20 protein-coding genes and 2 riboswitches are annotated in these 22,029 nt (G+C 74.9%); of the genes, 5 read left to right on the top strand and 15 right to left on the bottom strand.

All coding sequences use genetic code 11. The features are described from left to right. The first annotated feature begins 133 nt into the window (after positions 1-133). On the top strand, positions 134-3,529 hold the full coding sequence (locus tag ACPZVR_RS15170; protein ID WP_436700440.1) for a pyruvate carboxylase: 3,396 nt from the start codon (positions 134-136) through the stop codon (positions 3,527-3,529). An 11-nt stretch (positions 3,530-3,540) separates the two neighbouring features. Here the strand turns inward: ACPZVR_RS15170 and ACPZVR_RS15165 are convergent, their stop codons facing one another. Together ACPZVR_RS15165 and ACPZVR_RS15160 are read right to left on the bottom strand one after the other, a co-directional pair. Then, positions 3,541-3,975, bottom strand: a complete 435-nt coding sequence (locus ACPZVR_RS15165; protein WP_436700439.1) for a hypothetical protein — start codon at positions 3,973-3,975, stop codon at positions 3,541-3,543. 46 nt (positions 3,976-4,021) lie between these two features. Continuing rightward, entirely contained in the window at positions 4,022-4,870 is an 849-nt protein-coding gene (locus ACPZVR_RS15160) for an NAD(P)H-binding protein (protein ID WP_436700438.1), read from the bottom strand. Between the two features lie 109 nt (positions 4,871-4,979). On the opposite strand from ACPZVR_RS15160, the gene ACPZVR_RS15155 reads away from it, so the two are divergent. Next, the gene (locus tag ACPZVR_RS15155) at positions 4,980-5,348 is read left to right on the top strand and encodes a winged helix-turn-helix transcriptional regulator (protein WP_436700437.1); all 369 of its coding nucleotides are present in this window, start codon (positions 4,980-4,982) and stop codon (positions 5,346-5,348) included. Between the two features lie 40 nt (positions 5,349-5,388). Here ACPZVR_RS15155 and ACPZVR_RS15150 read toward each other — a convergent pair whose 3' ends face one another. The 13 genes from ACPZVR_RS15150 to ACPZVR_RS15090 form a co-directional block, all read right to left on the bottom strand. Further along, positions 5,389-6,306 carry a cobalamin biosynthesis protein gene (locus ACPZVR_RS15150; protein WP_436700436.1) on the bottom strand — a complete coding sequence of 306 codons (918 nt, stop codon included), beginning with the start codon at positions 6,304-6,306 and terminating at the stop codon, positions 5,389-5,391. After that, complete coding sequence (locus tag ACPZVR_RS15145; protein ID WP_436700435.1) at positions 6,303-7,157, bottom strand: CbtA family protein; 855 nt, start codon at positions 7,155-7,157, stop codon at positions 6,303-6,305. The genes ACPZVR_RS15150 and ACPZVR_RS15145 overlap by 4 nt, the downstream gene beginning before the upstream one ends. Positions 7,158-7,171: 14 nt before the next feature. Further along, positions 7,172-7,408, bottom strand: coding sequence for a CbtB domain-containing protein (locus ACPZVR_RS15140; protein ID WP_436700434.1), 237 nt, complete (start codon positions 7,406-7,408; stop codon positions 7,172-7,174). Positions 7,409-7,466: 58 nt separating this feature from the next. Further along, positions 7,467-7,548, bottom strand: a riboswitch (cobalamin riboswitch). Between the two features lie 452 nt (positions 7,549-8,000). Then, positions 8,001-9,008: an Rv2231c family histidinol phosphate aminotransferase CobC gene (cobC, locus tag ACPZVR_RS15135; RefSeq protein ID WP_436700433.1), complete on the bottom strand. Its 1,008-nt coding sequence runs from the start codon at positions 9,006-9,008 to the stop codon at positions 8,001-8,003. Beyond that, on the bottom strand, positions 9,001-10,368 hold the full coding sequence (locus ACPZVR_RS15130) for a cobyrinic acid a,c-diamide synthase CobB (RefSeq protein WP_436700432.1): 1,368 nt from the start codon (positions 10,366-10,368) through the stop codon (positions 9,001-9,003). Before ACPZVR_RS15130 ends, cobC begins: the two co-directional genes overlap by 8 nt. Before the next feature lie 6 nt (positions 10,369-10,374). After that, the gene (gene cobO, locus ACPZVR_RS15125) at positions 10,375-10,971 is read right to left on the bottom strand and encodes a cob(I)yrinic acid a,c-diamide adenosyltransferase (protein ID WP_436700431.1); all 597 of its coding nucleotides are present in this window, start codon (positions 10,969-10,971) and stop codon (positions 10,375-10,377) included. After that, positions 10,964-11,623 (bottom strand): 5,6-dimethylbenzimidazole synthase, encoded by a 660-nt coding sequence (bluB, locus tag ACPZVR_RS15120; RefSeq protein ID WP_436700430.1) that lies wholly within the window; start codon positions 11,621-11,623, stop codon positions 10,964-10,966. Before bluB ends, cobO begins: the two co-directional genes overlap by 8 nt. After that, on the bottom strand, positions 11,620-13,617 hold the full coding sequence (locus tag ACPZVR_RS15115) for a VWA domain-containing protein (protein WP_436700429.1): 1,998 nt from the start codon (positions 13,615-13,617) through the stop codon (positions 11,620-11,622). The genes bluB and ACPZVR_RS15115 overlap by 4 nt, the downstream gene beginning before the upstream one ends. Then, the gene (locus ACPZVR_RS15110) at positions 13,614-14,372 is read right to left on the bottom strand and encodes a cobalt-precorrin-4/precorrin-4 C(11)-methyltransferase (protein WP_436700428.1); all 759 of its coding nucleotides are present in this window, start codon (positions 14,370-14,372) and stop codon (positions 13,614-13,616) included. Before ACPZVR_RS15110 ends, ACPZVR_RS15115 begins: the two co-directional genes overlap by 4 nt. Next, on the bottom strand, positions 14,369-15,586 hold the full coding sequence (cbiE, locus tag ACPZVR_RS15105; protein WP_436700427.1) for a precorrin-6y C5,15-methyltransferase (decarboxylating) subunit CbiE: 1,218 nt from the start codon (positions 15,584-15,586) through the stop codon (positions 14,369-14,371). The genes ACPZVR_RS15110 and cbiE overlap by 4 nt, the downstream gene beginning before the upstream one ends. Beyond that, a complete protein-coding gene (gene cobJ / locus ACPZVR_RS15100; RefSeq protein WP_436700426.1) occupies positions 15,586-17,157 on the bottom strand; it encodes a precorrin-3B C(17)-methyltransferase in 1,572 nt (523 codons plus the stop codon). The genes cbiE and cobJ overlap by 1 nt, the downstream gene beginning before the upstream one ends. After that, the gene (locus ACPZVR_RS15095) at positions 17,154-17,819 is read right to left on the bottom strand and encodes a precorrin-8X methylmutase (RefSeq protein ID WP_436700425.1); all 666 of its coding nucleotides are present in this window, start codon (positions 17,817-17,819) and stop codon (positions 17,154-17,156) included. The genes cobJ and ACPZVR_RS15095 overlap by 4 nt, the downstream gene beginning before the upstream one ends. After that, on the bottom strand, positions 17,816-18,676 hold the full coding sequence (locus ACPZVR_RS15090) for a ferredoxin-like domain-containing protein (protein WP_436700424.1): 861 nt from the start codon (positions 18,674-18,676) through the stop codon (positions 17,816-17,818). Before ACPZVR_RS15090 ends, ACPZVR_RS15095 begins: the two co-directional genes overlap by 4 nt. A gap of 54 nt (positions 18,677-18,730) precedes the next feature. Then, positions 18,731-18,944, bottom strand: a riboswitch (cobalamin riboswitch). A 36-nt stretch (positions 18,945-18,980) separates the two neighbouring features. Here ACPZVR_RS15090 and ACPZVR_RS15085 point away from each other — a divergent pair. The 3 genes from ACPZVR_RS15085 to ACPZVR_RS15075 are packed head-to-tail and all read left to right on the top strand — an operon-like array spanning position 18,981 to position 22,022. Further along, positions 18,981-20,102 (top strand): Nif3-like dinuclear metal center hexameric protein, encoded by a 1,122-nt coding sequence (locus tag ACPZVR_RS15085; protein WP_436700423.1) that lies wholly within the window; start codon positions 18,981-18,983, stop codon positions 20,100-20,102. Between the two features lie 10 nt (positions 20,103-20,112). Continuing rightward, on the top strand, positions 20,113-20,856 hold the full coding sequence (locus ACPZVR_RS15080; protein WP_436700422.1) for a zinc ribbon domain-containing protein: 744 nt from the start codon (positions 20,113-20,115) through the stop codon (positions 20,854-20,856). Beyond that, entirely contained in the window at positions 20,853-22,022 is a 1,170-nt protein-coding gene (locus tag ACPZVR_RS15075) for a bifunctional RNase H/acid phosphatase (RefSeq protein WP_436700421.1), read from the top strand. The genes ACPZVR_RS15080 and ACPZVR_RS15075 overlap by 4 nt, the downstream gene beginning before the upstream one ends. Positions 22,023-22,029 lie beyond the last annotated feature (7 nt).

Genomic DNA, 22,029 nt, shown 5'->3' with positions numbered 1-22,029 from the left:
TGCAGGGACGCATGCCGCCACCCGAGGTGGCGGGACCTTCGAGAGGCTCCACCAGGTGGGCACGGCACCGTGACCTGGCTCACTCCTGGTGGGATGGAGCCCCACCCATCACGTACAGCGAGGAGTCATCCACTTGTTCTCGAAGGTTCTGGTCGCCAATCGCGGAGAGATCGCCATCCGAGCGTTCCGCGCGGCGTACGAGCTGGGCGCCACCACCGTGGCGGTCTTCCCGTACGAGGACCGGGGTTCCGAGCACCGTCTCAAGGCCGACGAGGCCTACGAGATCGGTGAGCGGGGGCACCCGGTCCGCAGCTACCTCGACCCGGACGCGATCGTCGCGGCCGCCGTGCAGTGCGGCGCCGACGCGATCTATCCGGGATACGGGTTCTTGTCGGAGAACCCGGCGCTCGCGGAGGCCTGCGCCGCCGCCGGCATCACGTTCGTCGGGCCCTCGGCCGGCGTGCTCGAGCTCACCGGCAACAAGGCCCGCGCCATCGCGGCCGCCAAGGCCGCGGGCGTGCCGACGTTGCAGAGCGTCGACCCCTCGACCGACGTCGAAGCGCTGGTGCGGGCCGCGGAGGCCATCCCGGCGCCGCTGTTCGTCAAGGCCGTCGCGGGCGGCGGTGGTCGCGGCATGCGTCGCGTCGACGACCGGTCGCAGCTGCGCGAGGCGATCGAGACCTGCATGCGCGAGGCGGAGGGCGCCTTCGGGGACCCGACCGTCTTCATCGAGCAGGCCGTGGTCGACCCGCGCCACATCGAGGTGCAGATCCTGGCCGACGGCCGGGGCGACGTGATCCACCTCTTCGAGCGGGACTGCTCGGTGCAGCGACGCCACCAGAAGGTCGTCGAGATCGCGCCGGCGCCGAACCTCGACCCCGACCTGCGGGACCGGATCTGCGCGGACGCGGTGCGCTTCGCCCGCGAGATCGGCTACGCGTGCGCGGGCACGGTGGAGTTCCTGCTCGACCCGGAGGGCAACTACGTCTTCATCGAGATGAACCCGCGGATCCAGGTCGAGCACACGGTGACCGAGGAGGTCACCGACGTCGACCTGGTCCAGTCCCAGCTGCGGATCGCGGCGGGGGAGACGCTCGCCGACCTGGGCCTGTCCCAGGACACCGTGCGCCTGCGGGGCGCGGCGCTGCAGTGCCGGATCACGACGGAGGACCCGGCGAACGGGTTCCGTCCCGACACCGGCATCATCACGGCGTACCGTTCGCCGGGCGGCGCGGGGGTCCGGATCGACGGCGGCACGACCTTCACCGGCGCCGAGGTCAGCCCGCACTTCGACTCCATGCTGGCCAAGCTGACCTGCCGCGGCCGTACCTTCGCCGACGCGGTCGCGCGGGCGCGGCGTGCCGTGGCGGAGTTCCGGATCCGCGGCGTCGCCACGAACATCCCGTTCCTGCAGGCCCTCCTGGACGACTCGGACTTCGAGGCGGGTCGGGTGACAACCGGCTTCATCGAGACGCACCCGCAGCTGCTCACGGCCCGGGCCTCGGGCGACCGCGGAACCCGGCTGCTGACCTATCTGGCCGACGTCACCGTCAACCAGCCGCACGGCGCGGTGCCGGTCTCGGTGGCTCCCCGCGCCAAGCTGCCCGCCCTCGACCTGTCGCTCGCCCCGCCGGACGGCACCCGCCAGCGCCTGCGCGAGGTGGGGCCCGAGGCGTTCGCCGCCGAGCTGCGCGCGCGCACCGGCGTGGCCGTCACCGACACCACGTTCCGCGACGCCCACCAGTCGCTGCTGGCCACGCGGGTCCGTACCCACGACCTGCTCGGGGTGGCCGCGCACGTCGCGCGGACCACGCCCCAGCTCTGGTCGCTGGAGTGCTGGGGCGGGGCGACGTACGACGTGGCGCTGCGGTTCCTCTCCGAGGACCCGTGGGACCGGCTGGCCAAGCTCCGCGCGGCGGTGCCCAACATCTGCCTGCAGATGCTGCTGCGCGGACGCAACACGGTCGGCTACACGCCGTACCCCACGAGCGTGACCAACGCCTTCGTCGAGGAGGCGGCCGCCACGGGCATCGACGTGTTCCGGATCTTCGACGCCCTCAACGACGTCGAGCAGATGCGACCGGCCATCGAGGCGGTCCGTGCCACCGGGACGAGCGTCGCCGAGGTGGCACTCTGCTACACCGGCGACCTGTCCGACCCGGGCGAGGAGCTCTACACGCTCGACTACTACCTGCGCCTGGCGGAGCGGATCGTCGAGGCCGGGGCGCACGTGCTCGCGATCAAGGACATGGCCGGGCTCCTGCGCGCTCCCGCCGCCACCACGCTGGTGACGGCACTGCGCGAGCGGTTCGACCTCCCCGTCCACCTGCACACCCACGACACCGCCGGCGGCCAGCTCGCCACGCTCACGGCCGCGATCGCCGCGGGCGTCGACGCGGTCGACGCGGCCACCGCGTCGATGGCGGGCACGACCTCGCAGCCGCCGCTGTCCTCGCTCGTCGCGGCCACCGACCACCCGGCGCAGCCGGGACGCGCGACCGGGCTCGACCTGGCGGCGGTCAACGCGCTCGAGCCCTACTGGGAGGCGGTCCGGCGGCTCTACGCGCCCTTCGAGTCGGGCCTCCCGGCGCCGACCGGGCGGGTCTACCGCCACGAGATCCCCGGCGGACAGCTCTCCAACCTGCGCCAGCAGGCCATCGCGCTGGGGCTGGGGGAGAAGTTCGAGCAGGTCGAGGACATGTACGCCGCGGCCAACGACATCCTCGGCCGAATCCCGAAGGTCACGCCGTCGTCGAAGGTGATCGGCGACCTCGCTCTCGCCCTGGTGGCGGCGGGCGCGGACCCCGAGGCGTTCGCGGCCGACCCCGCGTCGTACGACATCCCGGCGTCGGTGATCGGGTTCCTGCACGGCGAGCTGGGCGACCCGCCGGGCGGCTGGCCCGAGCCGTTCCGCAGCAAGGCCATCGCCGGCCGGTCCTGGACGCCGCCCGCCGAGGTGCTGTCCGCCGACGACGAGGCGGACCTGGCGGGCGACGCCGCCGTGCGCCGGGCGACCCTCAACCGGCTGCTCTTCCCGGGCCCCACCCGGGAGTACGACGAGGCGCGGTCGCAGTGGGGCGACCTGTCCGTCGTACCGACCCGGGAGTTCCTCTACGGCCTCCAGGCCGGCGAGGAGCACGTCGTCCAGCTCGCCGAGGGCAAGCAGCTCCTGCTCGGACTGCAGGCGGTCGGCGAGCCGGACGAGCGGGGCTACCGGACGGTGCTGTGCACCCTCAACGGCCAGATCCGCCCGGTCAGCGTGCGGGACCGCTCGGTGTCGGCCGAGGTGGCCGCCGCCGAGAAGGCCGACCCGGCGCAGCCCGGCCACGTCGCCGCGCCCTTCCAGGGCGTGGTGTCGGTCGTGGTCGCCGAGGGCGACCAGGTCGCCGCCGGCGACACCGTCGCCACCATCGAGGCGATGAAGATGGAGGCGGCCATCACCGCGCCGGTCGACGGCACCGTCCAGCGGGTCGCGCTGGCCGGGCCGAAGGCGGCCGAGGGCGGCGACCTGGTGCTCGTCGTCGCCTGACGGCCCGCGGGTCAGGTCCCGGCCGCGGGCTCGCGCTCGTGGCCGGGACGCCCGTGGGTGCGCCGGTCCTCCTTCATCTCCGCCTCGTAGAGGTGCCGCCGCCCGGCGACGAGCTCGTCCCGGGCGGCGCGCTCGAGCCGCTTGAAGTCGGCGTAGTAGCCGTCGTCGTACTCCTCGACGATCTGGAAGGTCCACCGCCCCTGCAGCACGTTGCGCCCGACCAGCTCGGTCTCGATCCGGTCGGCCAGCGCGTGGTGCCCCGCGGAGCGCAGCTGGTCGACGCCCTTGCCGAGCGTGAGGTCGGCGGTCCCGCTCAGCCGGTGGAAGGCGTACAGATGCCCCCGGGCGACCTCCACCGCCTCCAGGGCCTCGGAGATGTTGCCGAGCGCCTCGACCGTCAGGTCGTCGACGCCCGCGGGTCGGGTGTGGTCCTCGTCGCTCGCCATGCCTCGATGATGCCCGCGAGCGGCGGGGAGCACACGGGTCGCCTTCTCAGCGCGCGGCGCGGAGGGCGTCGGCGAGTGGGGTGCTCGGGCGCCCGAGCAGGGTCTCGAGGTCGTCCGGCTCGACGTACAGCTCACCGCGCCCGAGGCCCAGGTCGGCGTCGGCGAGGACGGCGGCGTACGGCTCGGGAAAGCCGGCGCCGACCAGCGCCTCGGTGAGCGCGTCGGCGGGCAGGTCGGTGTAGGTGACCTCCTGGCCCAGCACGTCGCCGGCCGTGGCGGCCAGCTCCTTCAGGCTGAACGCGGCGCCGCCGAGCTCGTAGACGGCCTGCGGCCGGTCGAGCAGGAGCACCGCCGCGGCCGCCTCCGCGAAGTCGGCCCGGGTGGCCGCGCTGACCCGCCCGTCGCCGGCCGCGCCGAGCACGGTGCCGTGCTCGGCGTACGTCGCGAGCTGGGCGGTGTAGTTCTCGAGGTACCAGCTGTTGCGCAGGAAGGTGTGGGCAAGGCCCGAGGCGACGATCGCCTCCTCGGTGGCGCGGTGCTCGCCCGCGAGGAGCATCCGGCTGGTGTCGGCGTTGGCGATGCTGGTGTAGGCGAGCAGGCGCACGCCGGCAGCCTTCGCCGCGGCGATGACGTTCTCGTGCTGGGGCAGGCGCCGGCCGACCTCACTGCCCGAGATGAGGAGCACCCGCTCGGCGCCGACGAGCGCGTCGGCGAGCGCAGCCGGGTCGGCGTAGTCGACGCGACGGGTGGCGACGCCGAGGGCGGCGAGTCCGGCGAGCCGCTCCTCGTCGCGGCCGAGCGCGACGATCCGGTCGGCCGGCACGCCCTGGGCGAGCAGGGAGGTGACGACGAGACGGCCGAGCTGGCCGGTGGCTCCGGTGATGACGAGGGACATGGTGGGGCACCTTTCGAACGGTGGGAGGTCGTGCTGTCGACGTGCTCAACGGCCCGTTCGGGAAGTTGCTTCCCATTGGTTAGTACGCACTTTGGAGTAAGGTACTTCCGTGGCGGAAAGTACCGAGGCGACGATCTTCGAGCAGTTCCCCGGCGGGGTGTTCCCGGCCGCCTGCTCGAGCCGGGTGCTGCTCGACCACGTGATGAGCAAGTGGGGCGTGCTGGTCCTCGTCTCGCTCACCGACGGGCCGCAACGGTGGAGCGACCTGCGCAGACGCGCTCAGGGGATCAGCGAGAAGATGCTCGCCCAGACGCTCAGGACGCTGGAGGGCGACGGGCTGATCCACCGCGAGCAGCAGCCGGTGATGCCGCCCCGGGTCGACTACAGCCTGACCCCGCGGGGCGAGGAGCTCGCCGAGGTGATGGTCCCGCTGCTGCGCTGGGTGGGACGCCACGCCGACGAGATCATCGGGACCTGACGCCGTCGTACCGGGCCTCCGGGGCATGTTCTCGGAGAGTTCACGACTGTCCTGTCCGGTACGACGGGGCCCGGACGGCGAGCGCCGCGGCGACGAGGGCGGCAGCCGTGCCGATGCGTCGGGCGAGCATGCGGGCGCGGTCGAGATCGGCCCGCCCGGGCAGCGGTCCGTCGCCCATGACCGCGCGGTGCTCGATCCGGCCGCCGTAGTCGTTGGTGCCCCCCAGCCGGATCCCGAGGGCGCCCGCGAAGGCCGCCTCGACCGGTCCCGCGTTGGGACTCGGGTGGCCGGCCGCGTCGCGCCGCCAGGTGCGCCAGGCGGCCGCCGGATCGGGGCCGAGCAGGGTGGCGAGGGCGGCCGTCAGCCGGGAGCCGGGCAGGTTGAGCAGGTCGTCGAGGCGCGCGGACGCCCAGCCGAACCTCTCGTAGCGGGCGCTGCGGTGGCCGACCATCGCGTCGAGCGTGTTGACGGCGCGGTACCCGAGCAGGCCGGGGAGTCCGGCCACGGCGCCCCAGACGAGCGGCGCGACCACCGCGTCGGAGGTGTTCTCGGCGAGCGACTCCACGGTGGCCCGGACGACCTCGCCCTCGTCGAGCACGGTGGTGTCGCGGCCGACCAGTCGCGTCAGCCGGACCCGGGCACCCGGGAGGTCGCCGGCCGCGAGGAGTCGTGATACGGCGGCGGCCTCGCGGTCCAGGGACGTGCCGCCGAGGACCACCCACGTGCCGGCGGCCGTGGCGAGTGTGCGGGGGAGGGTCCGGTCCGCCACGACGCCGAGCGCGACGGCACCACCGACCAGCACCCCCGCGTGCAGGGCGCCGGCGCCGCGGTCGTCGCGCCACAGGCGCCGCTCCAGCGCGGCCGCGAGCTGCCCGAAGCCCGCCACGGGATGGCCGCGCCGCGGATCGGCCAGGAGCCGGTCGGCGGCGTACCCGAGCAGCAGTCCCGCAGCCCTCACAGGCTGGCGGCGAGCTCACGGTGGGCGAGGTCCGCCGCCGCGCGGTCGTGGAGCCGGCCGACCAGGACGGTCAGACCGACGCCGATGCTCGCCCACAGGGCGGCGAGGGTGACCAGCGACGAGCGGCGGAAGTGCCAGAGCGTGTCGGCCGGGAAGTCGCCGAGCTCGTCGACCGTGGGCAGCAGCAGCGCGGTGACCGTCACGATCGCCAGGTAGGCGCCGCCCGAGAGGAGGGCGGCGGTCCAGCCGCCGTACCTCGGACGCAGCCGGTGGGCCAGCACCACGACCGCGATCGCGACGAGCACCGAGACCAGGAGCAGGGCGAAGTACGACGCCGTGCGGCCACCGATCGTGTCGCCGCTGCCCACCGCGGGCGGCGTCGCGGGGTACTTCATGAACGGGACGAGCGCAACCGCCACGAACCCGATCAGCGCCACCAGCGCCGTAGAGCCGCGTGCGGAGAGGCCGCCGAGGCGGCCCAGGACGGCGGCCGCGGCCAGTGCGGTCAGCCCGCCGAGGGCGGTGCCGATGGCGAGGGTGCCGGTCAGCAGGCCCCAGCTCTTCTGGTTCTCGCGGGAGACCTCGACCACGCCGGCCTCGTCGACGGCTGGGTCGGCGGCTGGGTCGGCGGCTGCGTCGGCGGCTGCGTCGGCGTGGTCGTGCTCGGTGGGATCGGCGGGCGTCTGCGAGGCGGCCGCCTCCTCAAGGGCGATGGCGTCGTCGACGTACGGTTCACCGAAGGCGAACGCCACGACGAAGGCGATCAGACCGGCGGCCAGCCCCACTGCGATTCCGCGGACGAGGAAGGCGGCCGGGCTCAGGACAGGCCCGTCCCCGGCAACGGTGCTCATCAGCTTCGCCCCGCTCAGTGGCAGGGGTAGCCGAGCAGGTGCCGGGCGTCGTGCACCCATTCGTGCACGGCGTTGCCGGCCGGGATCGAGATCGCGCCCTGGTCGGCGCTCACGAAGAAGATCGCGAGCATCGCGAGCAGGCCGAAGAAGACGACCCAGGTGCCGAGCTGCAGCAGCGGCATGACCGGGACCTGGACGGCCGGGCCGACGCCCGCGGTCGGGGCGAGAGGGGTGGCAGGAAACTGCGACATGATGCCTCCTCAGGGATTCAGCGTCCCTGGACAGTGGATGTGAGGTGCGCAGGCACTCGTTCCTGACTTCACCACACTCCCGTCCGAGGGCGGAGGCGGTGTCACAGTAGCGCGACTGTGCCGGATTCTCACCGGCTTCCTCGTGCCTGCTCTGGTGAGCCTAGGGCATGACGGGCAGTGGTGGGGAGGTGTCCGGGCTGCGGGTGTCGGGGCGTTGCGGTTTGGTCCCAAACTGCAGCAATTCTGGCCTTCTGCCTGCGGTTGCTGCCCAATCGAGGGCCTCCGGAGAACCCGCGACCGTCCTGTGCTCGCGGCATGGCTGTCGACGGCGACCTGGTCCTGATCACCACCGACACCGGGTCGGGGCGAAGTTCTGCTGGGCGGCACCGAGACCGAGCCGGTGGTGGGCGGTGCGCTGCTCGTCGACATCGCCCGGCGCGACGCGCTCCTCGCGCCGGTGCTCGCGGTGCTGCTGGGGCGGGCCGAGCCGGATGACGCGACTGGGCCGTCCTCCGTCGGCGGGTCAGCTGTCGTCCGGCGGCGCCGTGCTCAAGCTGGTCGCGGCTGCCGCGGGCGGGGCGGCCGGACGCTCCTAGCCCACCGCCCCCGCCAGGCTCGACAGCAGGAGGTCGGTCGTGGTCGGTGGCCGGACGGCGATGCGGACCCAGCCGTCGTCGAGGCCGGGGAAGGTGTCGGCCCGGCGCACGGCGATGCCGGCCGCGCGCAGCCGGGCATGCACGCCCTCGCCGACCTCCGCCAGCACGAAGGACGCCGCCGACGGCAGGTGAGGGATGCCCAGGTCGGCGAGCCCCGCGGCGAGGTACGCGCGCCAGCCCCCGATCTCCTCGGCGCGCCGTCGCCCCTCGCGGACCGCCTCGGGCGTGGTGCACGCGACCACCGCGGCCGCCGCGGTGGTGCCGACCGACCACGGTGTCTGGGCGCGGGCCAGGCCGGAGACGGCCGCGGGGTCGCCGACGACGTAGCCCGCGCGGATGCCGGGGATGCCCCAGTGCTTGGTCAGGGAGCGGAGCACCACGAGTCCGTCGAGCGGTACGCCGGCCAGCGACTCCGGCTCGCCCGGCACGCAGTCCATGAACGCCTCGTCGACGACCACCAGCCGGCCCGGCCGGCGCAGGTCCGCCAGCTCGGCGGCCGGGTGCAGGACGCCGGTCGGGTTCGTCGGGTTGCCGACGACCACCAGGTCGGCGTCCTCCGGTACGCGCGCGGCGTCGAACGTGAACGGCGCGCCCAGCGCCACCGGGGTGACCGTGCGACCGGCCTGCTCGAGCGCGGCGTGCGGCTCGGTGAACTGCGGGTGCACCACCACCGGCCGCCGCCAGTCCCGCAGCCGCGCGACCAGCGTGAAGGCCTCCGCGGCACCGGCGGTCACGAGCACGTCGTCCTCGGGCCGCCCGTGGTGGGCGGCCACGGCCGACCGCGCGGCGCTCGGGTCGGGATAGGCGCCGACCGTGTCCAGCGAGCCGCGTAGGGCGTCGTCGAGCCAGGACGGCCGCGGGCCGTCGTACACGTTGACGGCGAGGTCGAGCATGCCGCGTGCCTCGACGTCGCCGTGGTGACGCAACGGGTCCGGCTCAGCCATGGGCGTGCACCGCCTCGGCGAACCGCGCGGCCAGGAGCGGGTGACCCGCCCAGTGCGTGTGGAGGTACGACGCGTGCAGGGTGTCGGACGCGAAGCCGACGTCGTCGCCGTCAATCCGCCAGGCGGGTGTGCCGGCGCCGGCCGGCGTGACCGTCGTGCGGTGGAACTCGTGCCCGGTCGCCTGCTCGCCGCGACGGGTGAGCAGGGTGTCGGCGGCCGCCGTGGCGACCGGGTAGCGCAGGGTGAGGCGCTCGGTCATCGCCGCGTCGGCGTCGAGGACGCCGGCCATCGGGACGCCGTCGAGGGTGCGGCACAGGTAGAGCAGGCCGGCGCACTCCGCGACCGTCGGCATCCCGTCGAGCACGGCCTCCCTGATCTGGTCCCGCAGCGCGGCGTTGGCGGCGAGGTCGGCGGCGTGGACCTCGGGGAAGCCGCCGCCGAGGTACAGGCCCCCGGTCCCGGTCGGCAGTGCCGGATCGTGCGCCGGGTCGAAGGTGACCACCTCGCAGCCGTGGGCGGCGAGCAGCTCGGCCGTCTCGGCGTACCGGAAGGTGAAGGCCCGGCCCGCCGCGACGGCCACCCGGCCGCGCTTCAATCTGCGCCGGGTCGGTGCGTTCTCGAGTTCAGGCTGAGCCGGGTCGGCGGACCAGGGGACCGCGTCGAGGTCCGGCGCCGAGCGGGCGATCGCCAGCACCGCGCCGAGGTCGACGTGCTCGGCGACCACCTCCGCCAGTCGCGCCACGACGGACTCCGACTCGCCACGCTCGGCGGCGGTGACCAGCCCCAGGTGCCGCGACGGCGTGGCGATCGAGGCGTCGCGCGGGATCACGCCCAGCACCGGCAGGGCGATCGACGAGCGGACCTCGTCGGCGTGACGCGCGGACCCGGCCTGGTTGAGGATCACCCCCGCCACCGCCACGGTCGGGTCCCAGGTCGCCATCCCGTGCACGACCGCGCCGATCGAGCGCGAGGAGCGGGAGATGTCCACGACGAGCACGACGGGGGTGCGGGTCAGGGCGGCGACGTGCGCGGTGGACGAGAAGCCGTTGCCGCCGATCCGGCCGTCGTACAGGCCCATCACGCCCTCGACCACCGCGACGTCGGCGGGCTCGGGGGAGCGCGCGCCGTGCAGCAGGAGGGGCGCGACGAGGGACGCGCCGACCAGGTGGGGGTCGAGATTGCGGCCCGGGCGCCCGCAGGCGAGCGCGTGGTAGCCGGGGTCGATGTAGTCGGGGCCCACCTTGTGCCCGCTGACCGCGTGCCCGGCGGCGGTCAGGGCGGCCATCAGGCCGGTGGCGACGGTCGTCTTGCCCTGCCCGGTGGCGGGCGCCGCGACGACGACGCGGGGCAGCTCAGCCACGGGCGGTCACCACTCGATGCCCTTCTGGCCCTTCTGGCCCACGTCCATCGGGTGCTTCACCTTGGTCATCTCGGTCACCAGGTCGGCCAGCTCGACCAGCTTCGGATCGGCCCGCCGCCCGGTGATCACGACGTGCTGGTGACCGGGCCGGCTCGCGAGCGTCTCCACGACGTCGTCGACGTCGACCCAGCCCCAGTTGATCGGGTAGGTGAACTCGTCGAGCAGGTACAGGTCGTGCCGCTCGGTCGCGATCCGGCGCTTGATCTCCGCCCAGCCCTCGGCGGCGTCGGCGGCGTGGTCCTCCTCGGACCCGGCCTTGCGCGACCACGACCAGCCGGAGCCCATCTTGTGCCACTCGACGGTGCCGTTCCCAGGTGGGAGCTTCTCGAAGGCGGTCTGCTCGCCGAGGCGCCACTTCGCGGACTTCACGAACTGGAACACCCCGATGTCCCAGCCCTGGTTCCAGCCGCGCAGCGCGAGCCCGAAGGCAGCGGTCGACTTCCCCTTGCCGTCCCCGGTGTGCACCATCACGAGCGGGCGGTTGCGGCGCTGGCGGGTGGTGAGCCCGTCGTTCGGTATGACGAGCGGCTGGCCCTCAGGCACGGTCGTTCTCCTTCATCTGCCAGGTGTCCTCGTGGATGGCGTCGGCGAGCGGGCGGCGGGATCGCCAGCCGTGCCGCTCGAGGTCGGGCACGGTCTCCAGGTGGGTCACGCTGCCGAGGCACAGCCAGGCCACCGGCCGCACGTCGGCGGGGATGCCCAGCAGGGTCCGGAGGAAGTCCTCGCGGTAGAACGAGACCCAGCCCAGGCCCAGGCCCTCGGCGGTCGCGGCGAGCCAGAGGTTCTGGATCGCCAGCACGGTGGAGTAGAGCCCCGCGTCGGCGATCGCGTGCCGGCCGAGCACGTGCGGTCCGCCGCGTCCCTGGCTGTGGGTCACGACGACGCCCAGCGAGGACTCGCAGATCCCCTCGACCTTGATCCGGTCGAAGGACGCGCGCCGATCGGGCGGGAGGGAGCGGGCGAAGGTGTCGCGCTCGGAGGTGACGTGGTCGCGGAAGGTCGCCCGGGTCGCCGGGTCCCGGACGACCACGAAGTCCCACGGCTGGCTCATCCCGACGCTCGGCGCGCGGTGGGCCGCACCGAGCACGCGGTGCAGGGTCTCGTCCGGGACCGGTGCGCCGGTGAACTCGGCGCGCACGTCACGGCGGCGCGCGATGACGTCGTACAGATCGCTGCTGCCGGCGGGGTGGCTCATGCGGCCCGCCGGGTCACGTCCAGCAGCGCCTCGGCGCTCACCTCGCCGATCGGCAGGTGCTCGGCCCCCAGGTGCTCGGCGAGGGTGCCCGCCAGGCCCATCCGCATCGGGCCGGACTCGCAGTCGACCACCACGCTGGCGACCCCGGCCTCCGCCAGCAGGGCGGCGGCCATCCGCGACCGGCCCACCGCATCGGCGCCGGAGGTCGCCCGGCCGTCGGTGACGACGACGAGCAGCGCGCGCCGCCGCGGATCCCGGGTGCGCTCGACGGCGAGCACGTGCGCGGCCTCCAGGAGGCCCTCGGCCAGCGGCGTCCGGCCGCCCGAGGGCAGCTCCTCCAGCCGCTGGGCCGCCGCGTCGACGGAGTGCGTCGGCGGCAGCGCCACCTCCGCCCCACTCCCGCGGAAGGTCACCAGGCCGACCTTGTCGCGGCGCTGGTAGGCGTCGAGGAGCAGGCTCAGCACGGCCGTCTTGACCTGCTCCATCCGCCGTCGCGCGGCCATCGACCCGGACGCGTCGACGCAGAAGAGCACGAGGTTCGCCTCCCGCCCCTCGCGTACGGCGACCCGGAGGTCGGCGGGCAGGAGCAGCAGCCGGCCGCCCCGGCGTCCCCGGGCGAACTGGTGGCGCGCCGCGGCCCGGATGGTCTCGGTCAGGTGGATCGCGCCGCCCGCACCGGTCGGTGGGGTGGCGCCGACCCGGCGGCCGTTGCTCGTGCGGGCGCGACTGCGGCGCCCCGCCGTACCGGCGCCGACGCCGCGCACCGACAGCAGCCGGGTGCGGTACGCCGAGCCGGTCGGCGCGACGCTGCTCGGCGCCTCTCCCGGCGCCTCCCCGGGGGCAGCGTCAGGCGTCGCGTGGGCCTGATCCCCCGGAGCGGATGACGGTGCGTCCGGCGCGGCCGCATCAGGCGCCCCCGGGTCGCCCTCCGGCGCGGGGTCGCCCGCGCCGGGGCCGTCCGCGTCGGGGCCGTCCGGGTCGGGGTCACCTTCCGGGGTGGGACCGTCCGGCTCGGGGCCCTCGGGCTCCGGTTCGGGCGACAGCTCGTCGTCGCCCAGCACCCGGTCCAGCAGGTCCTCGTCGAGTCCGGGCGCGTCGAACGGCTTGCGCCGGCGTCGATGCGGCAGGGCCAGGCGGGCGGCGACCCGGATGTCGTCGAGGCTCACCTGCGCACGACCGGCCCACGCGGCGTGGGCGACGGCGGTGCGGGCGGTGACGATGTCGGCGCGCAGGCCGTCGACATCGAACGCCGCGCAGACCTCGGCGATCTTGAGCAGCCCGGCGTCGGTGAGCCGCACCGAGCCGACCAGCGCCCGGGCGGCGTCGATCCGCGCCCGCAGTGCCGCCTCGGCATCGGCGTAGCGGGACGCGAACCCGGCCGGGTCGGCGTCGTACGCCATCCGGCGGCGGACCACCTCGGCGCGCAGCGCGGGGTCGCGCGGCGCGGCGACCTCGACGGTCAGGCCGAAGCGGTCGAGCAGCTGGGGGCGCAGCTCGCCCTCTTCGGGGTTCATCGTGCCGACCAGCACGAACCGCGCCTCGTGGGTCATCGACACGCCGTCGCGCTCCACGGTCGCGCGGCCCATGGCGGCCGCGTCGAGCAGCAGGTCGACGAGGTGGTCGTGCAGCAGGTTCACCTCGTCGACGTACAGGATGCCGCGGTGCGCCTTGGCCAGCAGGCCCGGCTCGTACTCCGCCTTGCCCTCGGCGAGGGCGCTCTCGAGGTTGATCGAGCCGGTGACCCGGTCCTCGGTGGCGCCGATCGGCAGCTCGACGAGCGGCACGGGCCGCTCCTCGACCGGAGGCAGGACCGCGGCCAGTGCCCGGACGATCGTCGACTTGGCGGTGCCCTTCTCGCCGCGCACGAGCACCCCGCCGACGTCCGGGGCGATCGTGGTCAGGATGAGGGCCAGCGCCATCGGGTCCGGCCCGTCGGGGCCGTCGGCCCCGACCACGGCGCTGAACGGGAAGTGCGGGATCGCGGTGCTGCTCATCGGAGGCGCTCCTTCCGAGCGACGCGTTCGGGGGAGTAGAGGTAGGACTCGGCCGCGGAGGCCGAGGACAGGGCCGGCCCGACGAGGATCACCGCGGCCTGGCGCAGACCGGCCTCCTCGACGAGGCCGGCGATGGTGCCGACGGTGCCGCGCAGGACCAGCTCCTCGGGCTGGGACGCCCGGGACACCACGGCGACGGGGCAGTCGTCGCCGTAGAACGGCGCGAGCTCGGTCATGAGCGCGCGGGTGCGGGTGATCGCCAGGTGCAGGACGAGGGTCGCGCCGGTCGCGGCGTACGCCGCCAGCGACTCGCCCTCCGGCATCGCGGTCGAGCGCGCCTGCGTGCGCGTGAGCACGACCGACTGCGCGACGAGGGGGACGGTGAGCTCGCGGCCGACGATCGCGGCAGCGGCGGCGTACGCCGGAACGCCGGGGGTCACGTCCCACGGCACGCCGGCGGCGTCGAGTCGCCGGGTCTGCTCGTGCAACGCCGAGTAGAGCGAAGGGTCGCCCGAGGTGAGCCGGACGACGTCCTGCCCGGCCCGGTGCGCCGCCACGATGACCGCGGTGATCCGGTCGAGGTCGAGGTCCTGGGTGTCGACCCTCCGCGCGTCCGCGCGGCAGTGGGAGAGGACCTCGGCGTCGATATAGGTGCCCGGGTGGAGCACCACGTCGGCGGCGCCCAGGAGGGCGGCCGCGCGCAGGGTGATCAGGTCGGCCGCGCCGGGGCCGGCGCCGACGAAGTGGGCGGTCACCGGGCGGCCTCCTTGGTCCAGGCCCACTGCACCACGGCGCGGGCCGGGGTCCAGCCGGTGAACCGTCCGCCCAGCGGGGTCACGTGCTCGACGGCGAGTCGGGTCAGCTCGCCGCCGTGGGTGTGGAAGGCGTCGGTGAGCAGCCGCTCGGTCTCCAGGGTCACGCCGTGCGCGACGAGCCGGCCTCCGGCGGCGAGGGCCTCGCGGCACCGGTCGAGCAGCCCGGCGGCGGTCGCGCCGCCGCCGACGAAGACCGCGTCGGGGGTGGGCAGGACGGCGAGGGCGTCGGGGGCTCGGCCGGTGACGACCTCGAGCCGGGGTACGCCGAGGCGGCGTGCGTTGCGGCCGATCCGCTCGGCGCGCTCCTCGTCGCTCTCGATGGCGACGGCCGTGGTGAGCGGGTGCGCGCGCAGCCACTCGATCGCGACCGACCCGGCGCCGGCGCCGACGTCCCACAGGAGGGCGCCGGGCCGGGGTGCCAGCCGGGCGAGGGCGCTGGCGCGGACGTCGCGCTTGGTGAGCTGACCGTCGTGCTCGAAGGCGTCGTCGGGCAGCCCGGCGGCCCAGGACGCGGCGCCGGGGCCTGCGCCGGGACCGGCGATGTCGAGCGCGAGCACGTGGAGCCGGGGCAGGTTGTCGGGCCGCTCGCCACCGGCGACGAACGAGGTCCGCGACTCGGCGGCGGAGCCGAGGTCGCCGAGGACGGTGAGGGTGGTGGCGCCGAACCCCGCATCAGCGACCAGCTGCGCCACCGCCGCCGGCGTCGTCTCGTCGGACGAGAGCACGAGCAGCCGGCGCCCGGGGGAGAGCTCGCGGCGCAGCGCGTCGACGTCGCGGCCGACCAGCGTCACCACGGCGGACTCCTCGGCCGACCAGCCCATCCGGGCGCGGGCGAGGGAGACCGAGGACACGGCGGGAACGACCTCGACGGCGTCGGCGCCGAGCATCCGCACGAGCGTCGTACCGACGCCCGAGACCAGCGGATCGCCCGACGCCAGCGCGACGACGCGTCGGCCCGCGTGCTCCGCCAACACCCCGGGCAGCGCGCCGAACGGGCGCGGCCACGGCCGACGGACCTGACCGGGAACGGCCGGGACGAGGGCGAGGTGACGCTCGCCACCGAGCAGCACCTCCGCCCCGCCCACCAGGGCGCGGGCCGTCGGCGACAGATGCCCGTCGGCGCCGATGCCGACGACCGCGATCGGGTGGCCCATCAGTCCACCCACCGCGGAGTCCAGACCGCGCCGCTCGGCTCGACGCGCGTCGACGAGGCGCCGACGAGGACGAGGCACTTCATGTCGACGCTGTCGGTGTCCAGCTCGCCGAGCGTGGTGACGGTGAGCGACTCCTCGGCGCGCCCGACATCGCGTCCCACGACCACGACGGTGTCGGGGGAGCGGTGCTCGAGGAGGATCTTCTGCATCTCGACGACCTGCTCGCGCCGCGAGCGCGACGCCGGGTTGTAGACGCCGAGCACCAGGTCGGCTTCGGCGATCGCGCGCAGGCGCCGCTCGACGACCGGCCACGGCTTGAGGCGGTCGGAGAGGCTCAGCACCGCGAAGTCGGCGCCGATCGGGGCGCCCGCCCGAGCCGCGACGGCCTGGACGGCGCTCACGCCCGGGAGGACGCGAACCGGCACGCTCGCGTGCTCGGGGTGGGCCGGGTCGGCCGCGGCCTCGAAGACGGCGGCGGCCATGCCGAAGACACCGGCGTCGCCGCCGGACACCACGGCCACCCGCTCGCCGCGCAGCGCCAGGTCGAGGGCGAGCCGGGCCCGGTCGACCTCGACGGTGTTGCCCGACGCGTGCCGCCGGAGCCCGGGGCGCTGGGGCACCCGGTGGACGTACGGCGCGTAGCCGACCACGTGCTCCACGTCCGCCAGCGCCGCGCTCGCCTCGGGGGTCAGCCAGCCGTCGGGGCCGGGGCCGAGGCCGATCACGAGGAGCTCCGAGGGTTGCGGTTTGGTCCCAAACCGCAACATTTCGGGCTCAGAACGTGCGGTCTCTGCCCAATCGGTGCGGGTCCGGCCGGCCCGCAGCCGGTCCGGGGAGACCGGCCGGGCCGAGTCGCCGGGCACCACGATCAGCGAGAAGTACGGCACCGAGTCGGCGTCGACCTCGGCGACCGGGAGCCAGCGCTCCTCGGGCTGGGAGGCGCGCTCGACGTACAGCGCTCCGTCGAGGCGGCCGGCCTGGGCGAGGGCCGATCGGACGGCCGGGAAGGTCCGGCCGAGCTTCATGATCACCGCGCCGTCGGTGTCGGCGAGCCGCCGGGCGAGCTCCGGCTCCGGCAATGTGCCGGGCAGCACGGTGAGGACGTCGCTCTGCCGCACCAGCGGCGCCGGGACGGTGGCCGTGGCGGCGGCGAAGGCCGGGACGCCGGGGACCACCTCGACGGGGAACCGGTCGCGGAACCGGTCGACGAGGTACATCGACGAGCCGTAGAACAGCGGGTCGCCCTCGGCGAGCAGGACGACGTCGCGGCCGGCGTCGAGATGTGCCGCCAGCCGGGCCTCGCAGGCGTCGTAGAAGGCGGCCAGCGCGCCGACGTAGCCGCCGGGGTGATCCGTGGTCCCCGTGGTGACCGGGTAGCGCAGCTCCTCCTCGATCGCGTCGCCCGGGATCAGGTCCGCGGCGATCCGGCGCGCGTGCGACTCCTTGCGCACGCCGGCGTGGTAGGCGATGACCGGGGCCGCGCCGATGAGCCGCTCGGCCTTGCGGGTGATCAGCTCGGGGTCGCCGGGGCCGATCCCGACGACGAGGAAGCGTCCGGGCCCGCGGCTCATTCCGCCTCCTGGGCGAGCGCGTTGACCGCCGAGGACGCCATGGCGGAGCCACCGCGGCGGCCGCGCACGGTGACGAACGGGATGTCGATGCCGTGCTCGTCGGCGAAGGCCGCGAGTGCGTCCTTGGACTCGGCGGCGCCGATGAAGCCGACCGGGCACCCGACGATCGCCGCCGGCCGCGGCGCGCCGGCGAGGATCATCTCGAGCAGGTGGAAGAGCGCGGTGGGGGCGTTGCCGATGGCGACCACCGCGCCGTCGAGAAGGGGCTCCCACAGCGAGACCGCCGCCGCCGTGCGGGTCGTCGACCAGCGCCGCGCGAGATCGGGCACGCGCTCGTCGGTGAGGAAGCAGTGCACCGGGTTGTCCGCGGGGAGCCGGCCCGCGGTGATGCCCATCGCGACCATCCGGGCGTCGCACAGGATCGGCGCACCGGCGTCGAGCGCGGCCCGGCCCGCGGAGACCAGTCGCGGGTGGACGACCAGATCCTCCACGAGGTCGGTCTGCCCGCTGCCGTGGATCATCCGGACCGCGACCTTCTCGGCCTCGGCCGGCACCCGGGACAGGTCCGCCTCGCGCCGGATCGTGGCGAACGAGTCGACGTAGATCGCCGGGCCGTCGGCGATGTAGTCGTACCGGCGCGGGGGAGCGGTGAGTGTGGTCATGCGCCTACCTCCAGGGATCCAGGCTCGGGGACGAGGACGCCGTGCCAGGGCGTCACGATCACGGTCGGGGCCGACCAGGCGTCGAGGGTCGGCCGGTCGAGGCCGTCCTCGGGTACGGCGACGTGCCGGCCGCCCGCGACCCGGCCGAAGCCGAGCGGCCCGGTGGCCACGGTGGCGCCGGGCGCGGGCGGAGCCGCGGGGGCGAGGGGGCGCGCGAGCTCCGGGACGTGCCAGGCCGCGCCCGGACCGGAGCCGCGCTCGGCGAGGAACGACCGGGCGAGCGCGACGAGCGCGGCGGGTGCGGCGTCGAGCGCGACCACCTCGCCCCAGTGCTCGCCGACGCGCAGCTGCGCCGTCGCCGCGTCGAGGGCGACCAGGCCGAGGTCCTTGTGGCGCCCGGCGAGGTCGCCGCGACCGTCGTCGAGGGTGAACAGGAACCGGCCCGGCAGCGCGGCCACCGCGTCGTCGCCCAGCAGCGCGGCGTCGAGCGCGGCGACGACGGGGCGCAGGTCGGCCCGACCGCCGGAGAGACCCGTCTGGGGCGAGGCGAGGACGTTGCGGACCCGGTCGTGGGCACGTGACGGCAGCAGACCGGTCGCCTCCAACGCGACCAGCGCGGGCGGCGCGAGCAGCCCGTCCGGGGACAGCGGCATGGCGCGCAGCTGCAGGTTGGCGCGACCCGTCACGCGGACCCGGCCGTCGCCGTACTCCTCCGCGACGGCGGCCAGCGCGCGCAGCCCCGCGAGCGGCACCTGTCCGCCCGGGACCCGGATCCGGACCAGGCCGCCGTCGTCGGCCGGCCAGGGGTGCACCACACCGGGACACCGGTCGGGGCGGCTGCGCGCGGTCTGCGCCATCGCTGGTCCTTCGAGGCCGGGGCTCCTCGCGATCGCCCCACATCGACCTCGCGACGGATGTCGCAAGGGCCAGCAGGTCTTCGGACTCGGGATCAACCGGAACGGGGCGTCTTCCCAGGCCCGTAGGCCCAGTGACTCTGATCTCCTGTGCCGATCAGTGCCCCGCCCGTCACCCACACCGCTGCGCGTCAGTCCCGGACTCTCACCGGGTTCCCTGACCGCCCCGGGACGTGCCCGGGGGAGGTCGACTGGCACCGGCACCATAGCAACCTCGGGCCTCGGCCCCCTCGGTAGCCTGGCCGCCATGCCCTCGCTCAAGGATCTCGTCGACCTGGTCCACGGCTGGTACCCGCCCGCGACCGCCGACAGCTGGGACGCCGTCGGCCTCGTCTACGGCGACCCGGAGCAGTCCGTGAAGAAGGTGCTGCTGGCCGTCGACCCGACCCCGGAGGTCGCGGAGGAGGCGGCGGACTGGAAGGCCGACCTGCTGCTCGTGCACCACCCGCTCTTCCTCAAGGGCGTCCACGGCTTCGCCGCCACGTCGCCCAAGGGCCGGACCCTGCACACGCTGGCGAAGGCCGACTGCGCGCTGCTCACCGCCCACACCAACGCCGACCAGGCCGTCGGCGGCGTGTCCGAGGCGTTCGCGATCGCCCTGGGTCTCAAGGACCTGGCGCCGATCATCCCGGCGCCGAGCGAGGCGCTCGACAAGCTCACCGTGTTCGTGCCCGCCGACGCGGCGGCCCCGGTGCGCGCGGCCGTCGGCGAGGCAGGCGCGGGCCGGATCGGCGACTACGACTACGCCTCCTTCACCAGCGCCCCCGGCGAGGGACGGTTCCGTCCGCTCGACGGCGCCAGCCCGATGATCGGCACGGTCGGCGAGCTGGAGACGGTCGACGAGGTGCGGATCGAGGTCGTCCTCCCGCGCGGGCGCCGGACCGCGGTGGTCCGCGCGATGCTGGCGGCCCACCCCTACGAGGAGCCGGCCTACGACGTCGTCGAGCTCGCCGACCCGCAGCTCGCCGGCGTCGGCACCGGGCGGGTCGGCACGGTCGAGCCGACCACGCTGAGCGGCTTCGCCGAGTCGGTGGCCGCGGCGCTTCCGCCCACCCAGCACGGGGTGCGGGTGGCCGGCGACCCCGACCGTCCGGTACGCCGGGTGGCGGTGTGCGGCGGGGCCGGTGACTTCCTGCTCGACCGGCTCGCCGGCTCCGACGCCGACGTCTACGTCACCAGCGACCTGCGGCACCACCCGGCCGCGGAGTTCCTCGAGAAGGGCGGCCCGGCGCTCGTCGACGTGGCGCACTGGGCGGCGGAGTGGACCTGGCTGCCCGTCGTCGACCAGCTGCTGCGCGGCGCCCTGGGCGACGCCGTCGAGACCCGGGTGAGCGCGATCTCCACCGATCCTTGGACAATGCGGCTGTGAGGATGCACCTGTGAACGCCGACCCCGCCGCCCAGCTCCGCCTGCTCGACCTGCAGGCCCTCGACTCCCAGGTCGACCAGCTGCGCCACCAGCGCAACAACCCGGCCGAGGCCGCGGAGATCAAGGACCTGCTCGGCAAGCGCGCCGACGTCGACGGCCGGCTGCGCGACCAGCGCATCGTGGTCGACGACCTCGCCGCCGCCCAGGTCAAGGCCGACGCCGACGTGGAGCAGGTGAAGGCGCGCCGCAGCCGCGACCGGGAGCGGATGGACTCCGGAGCGATCTCCGATCCCAAGGCACTCGAGCGGATGCAGCACGAGCTGGAGTCCCTCGAGCGTCGCATCTCGACCCTGGAGGACGAGGAGCTCGAGGTCATGGAGCAGCTCGAGGAGGCGCAGTCGGCGCTCGCCGAGCTCACCGCCGCGATCGACGAGCTCGACAGCCGTCTCGGCACGCTCACCAGCGCCCGCGACGAGAAGATCGCCGCCCTCGACGCCGAGATCGGCTCCGTCTCCGGGGGCCGCGAGGCGATGGTCGCCGACATCCCCGCGGACCTGCTCGCGCTCTACGAGAAGCTGCGCGCGAGCAAGGGGGGCGTGGGGGTCGGGGCCCTGCGGGCCCGCCAGTGCGGCGGCTGCCAGCTCACCCTCGACGCCGGCGAGCTGGCGGCGATCCGCGCCACGCCGGCCGAGACCGTGCTGCGCCACGAGGAGTGCCAGCGGATCCTGGTCCGCACCCCCGAGAGCGGCCTGTGACCGAGCCCCGTCACCCCCGCGTCGTCGTCGAGGCCGACGGCGGCTCGCGGGGCAACCCCGGGCCGGCGGCCTACGGCGCCGTGCTCCGCGACGCGGCGACAGGGGCGGTGCTCGCCGAGGACGCGCGCACGCTCGGCATCGCGACCAACAACGTCGCGGAGTACTCCGGGCTGATCGCCGGGCTCAAGCTGGCGGCCGACCTCGCCCCCGGCGCCCAGGTCGAGGTGCGGATGGACTCCAAGCTCGTCGTCGAGCAGATGTCCGGGCGCTGGAGGATCAAGCACGCCGACATGCGGGTGCTGGCCGCCGAGGCCGGCGCGCTGGCGCCTCCGGGGACGACCTACACCTGGGTGCCGCGCGCCGAGAACGCCGCGGCGGACCGGCTCGCCAACGAGGCCCTCGACGGCATCCGGTCCGGTGTCAGCGTCCCCGGCGACCAGGTGCCCGACGACCCCGACTCCGCGATCGAGGAGGCCGAGTCGCCCGCCGCCGGCCCCGGCCAGCCGACCACGATCGTGCTCGTGCGCCACGGCGTCACCCACCACACGACCGGCCGCCGGTTCTCCGGCGGCCTCGGTGGCGACAACCCCGCGCTGTCGGAGGAGGGACGCGCCCAGGCGGCGGAGGTGGCCGCCTGGCTCACCGAGCTGAAGGAGAGCATCGACGTCGTCGTGGCCTCGCCGGTGCGCCGTACCCGGGAGACCGCCGACATCATCGCGACGTCGCTGGGGCTGGCGGTCGAGGAGGAGCCGGCGTTCGCCGAGATGGAGTTCGGCGCGTGGGACGGGCTCAGCTTCACCGAGGTCGCCGAGCGCGACAAGGAGCGCCTCGAGGCGTGGTTCGCCGACATGGCGGCGGCACCGCCGGGCGGCGAGTCCTTCGTGGCGGTGCGCGAGCGGGTGCTGGCCGGCCTCGCCCGACTTCTCGACAACCACGCCGGGCGCACCGTCGTCCTGGTCAGCCACGTCACGCCGATCAAGACGCTGGTCGCGCACGCCCTCGACGCCCCGCTGGAGACGCTGTTCCGGATGGAGCTCGCGCCGGCGGCTGTCTCCGTCCTCGCCTTCTACCCCGACCCGCGGACCGGGGAGCGGAAGGGCTCGATGCGGTTCTTCAACACGCTCGCCCCCGGTCGGCGTACCTTGCGCGACACCGGGCGCTGGTAGCGGCTCG

This window comes from Nocardioides segetis (assembly GCF_051390595.1).
In the GTDB taxonomy this organism is placed as follows: domain Bacteria; phylum Actinomycetota; class Actinomycetes; order Propionibacteriales; family Nocardioidaceae; genus Nocardioides.
Note: the sequence above shows the minus strand (reverse complement) of the source record. Positions and strands in the feature narration are given on the sequence as shown.

Bases quoted from the DNA above. Each gene is read 5' to 3' on its own strand.
- cobJ (WP_436700426.1), bottom strand. From the start codon at position 17,157: ATGAGCCGCGGGCCCGGACGCTTCCTCGTCGTCGGGATCGGCCCCGGC.
- ACPZVR_RS15095 (WP_436700425.1), bottom strand. From the start codon at position 17,819: ATGACCACACTCACCGCTCCCCCGCGCCGGTACGACTACATCGCCGAC.
- ACPZVR_RS15165 (WP_436700439.1), bottom strand. From the start codon at position 3,975: ATGGCGAGCGACGAGGACCACACCCGACCCGCGGGCGTCGACGACCTG.
- bluB (WP_436700430.1), bottom strand. From the start codon at position 11,623: ATGAGCCACCCCGCCGGCAGCAGCGATCTGTACGACGTCATCGCGCGC.
- ACPZVR_RS15160 (WP_436700438.1), bottom strand. From the start codon at position 4,870: ATGTCCCTCGTCATCACCGGAGCCACCGGCCAGCTCGGCCGTCTCGTC.
- ACPZVR_RS15085 (WP_436700423.1), top strand. From the start codon at position 18,981: ATGCCCTCGCTCAAGGATCTCGTCGACCTGGTCCACGGCTGGTACCCG.
- ACPZVR_RS15090 (WP_436700424.1), bottom strand. From the start codon at position 18,676: ATGGCGCAGACCGCGCGCAGCCGCCCCGACCGGTGTCCCGGTGTGGTG.
- ACPZVR_RS15140 (WP_436700434.1), bottom strand. From the start codon at position 7,408: ATGTCGCAGTTTCCTGCCACCCCTCTCGCCCCGACCGCGGGCGTCGGC.
- ACPZVR_RS15145 (WP_436700435.1), bottom strand. From the start codon at position 7,157: ATGAGCACCGTTGCCGGGGACGGGCCTGTCCTGAGCCCGGCCGCCTTC.
- ACPZVR_RS15115 (WP_436700429.1), bottom strand. From the start codon at position 13,617: ATGAGCAGCACCGCGATCCCGCACTTCCCGTTCAGCGCCGTGGTCGGG.
- cbiE (WP_436700427.1), bottom strand. From the start codon at position 15,586: ATGGGCCACCCGATCGCGGTCGTCGGCATCGGCGCCGACGGGCATCTG.
- cobC (WP_436700433.1), bottom strand. From the start codon at position 9,008: ATGGCTGAGCCGGACCCGTTGCGTCACCACGGCGACGTCGAGGCACGC.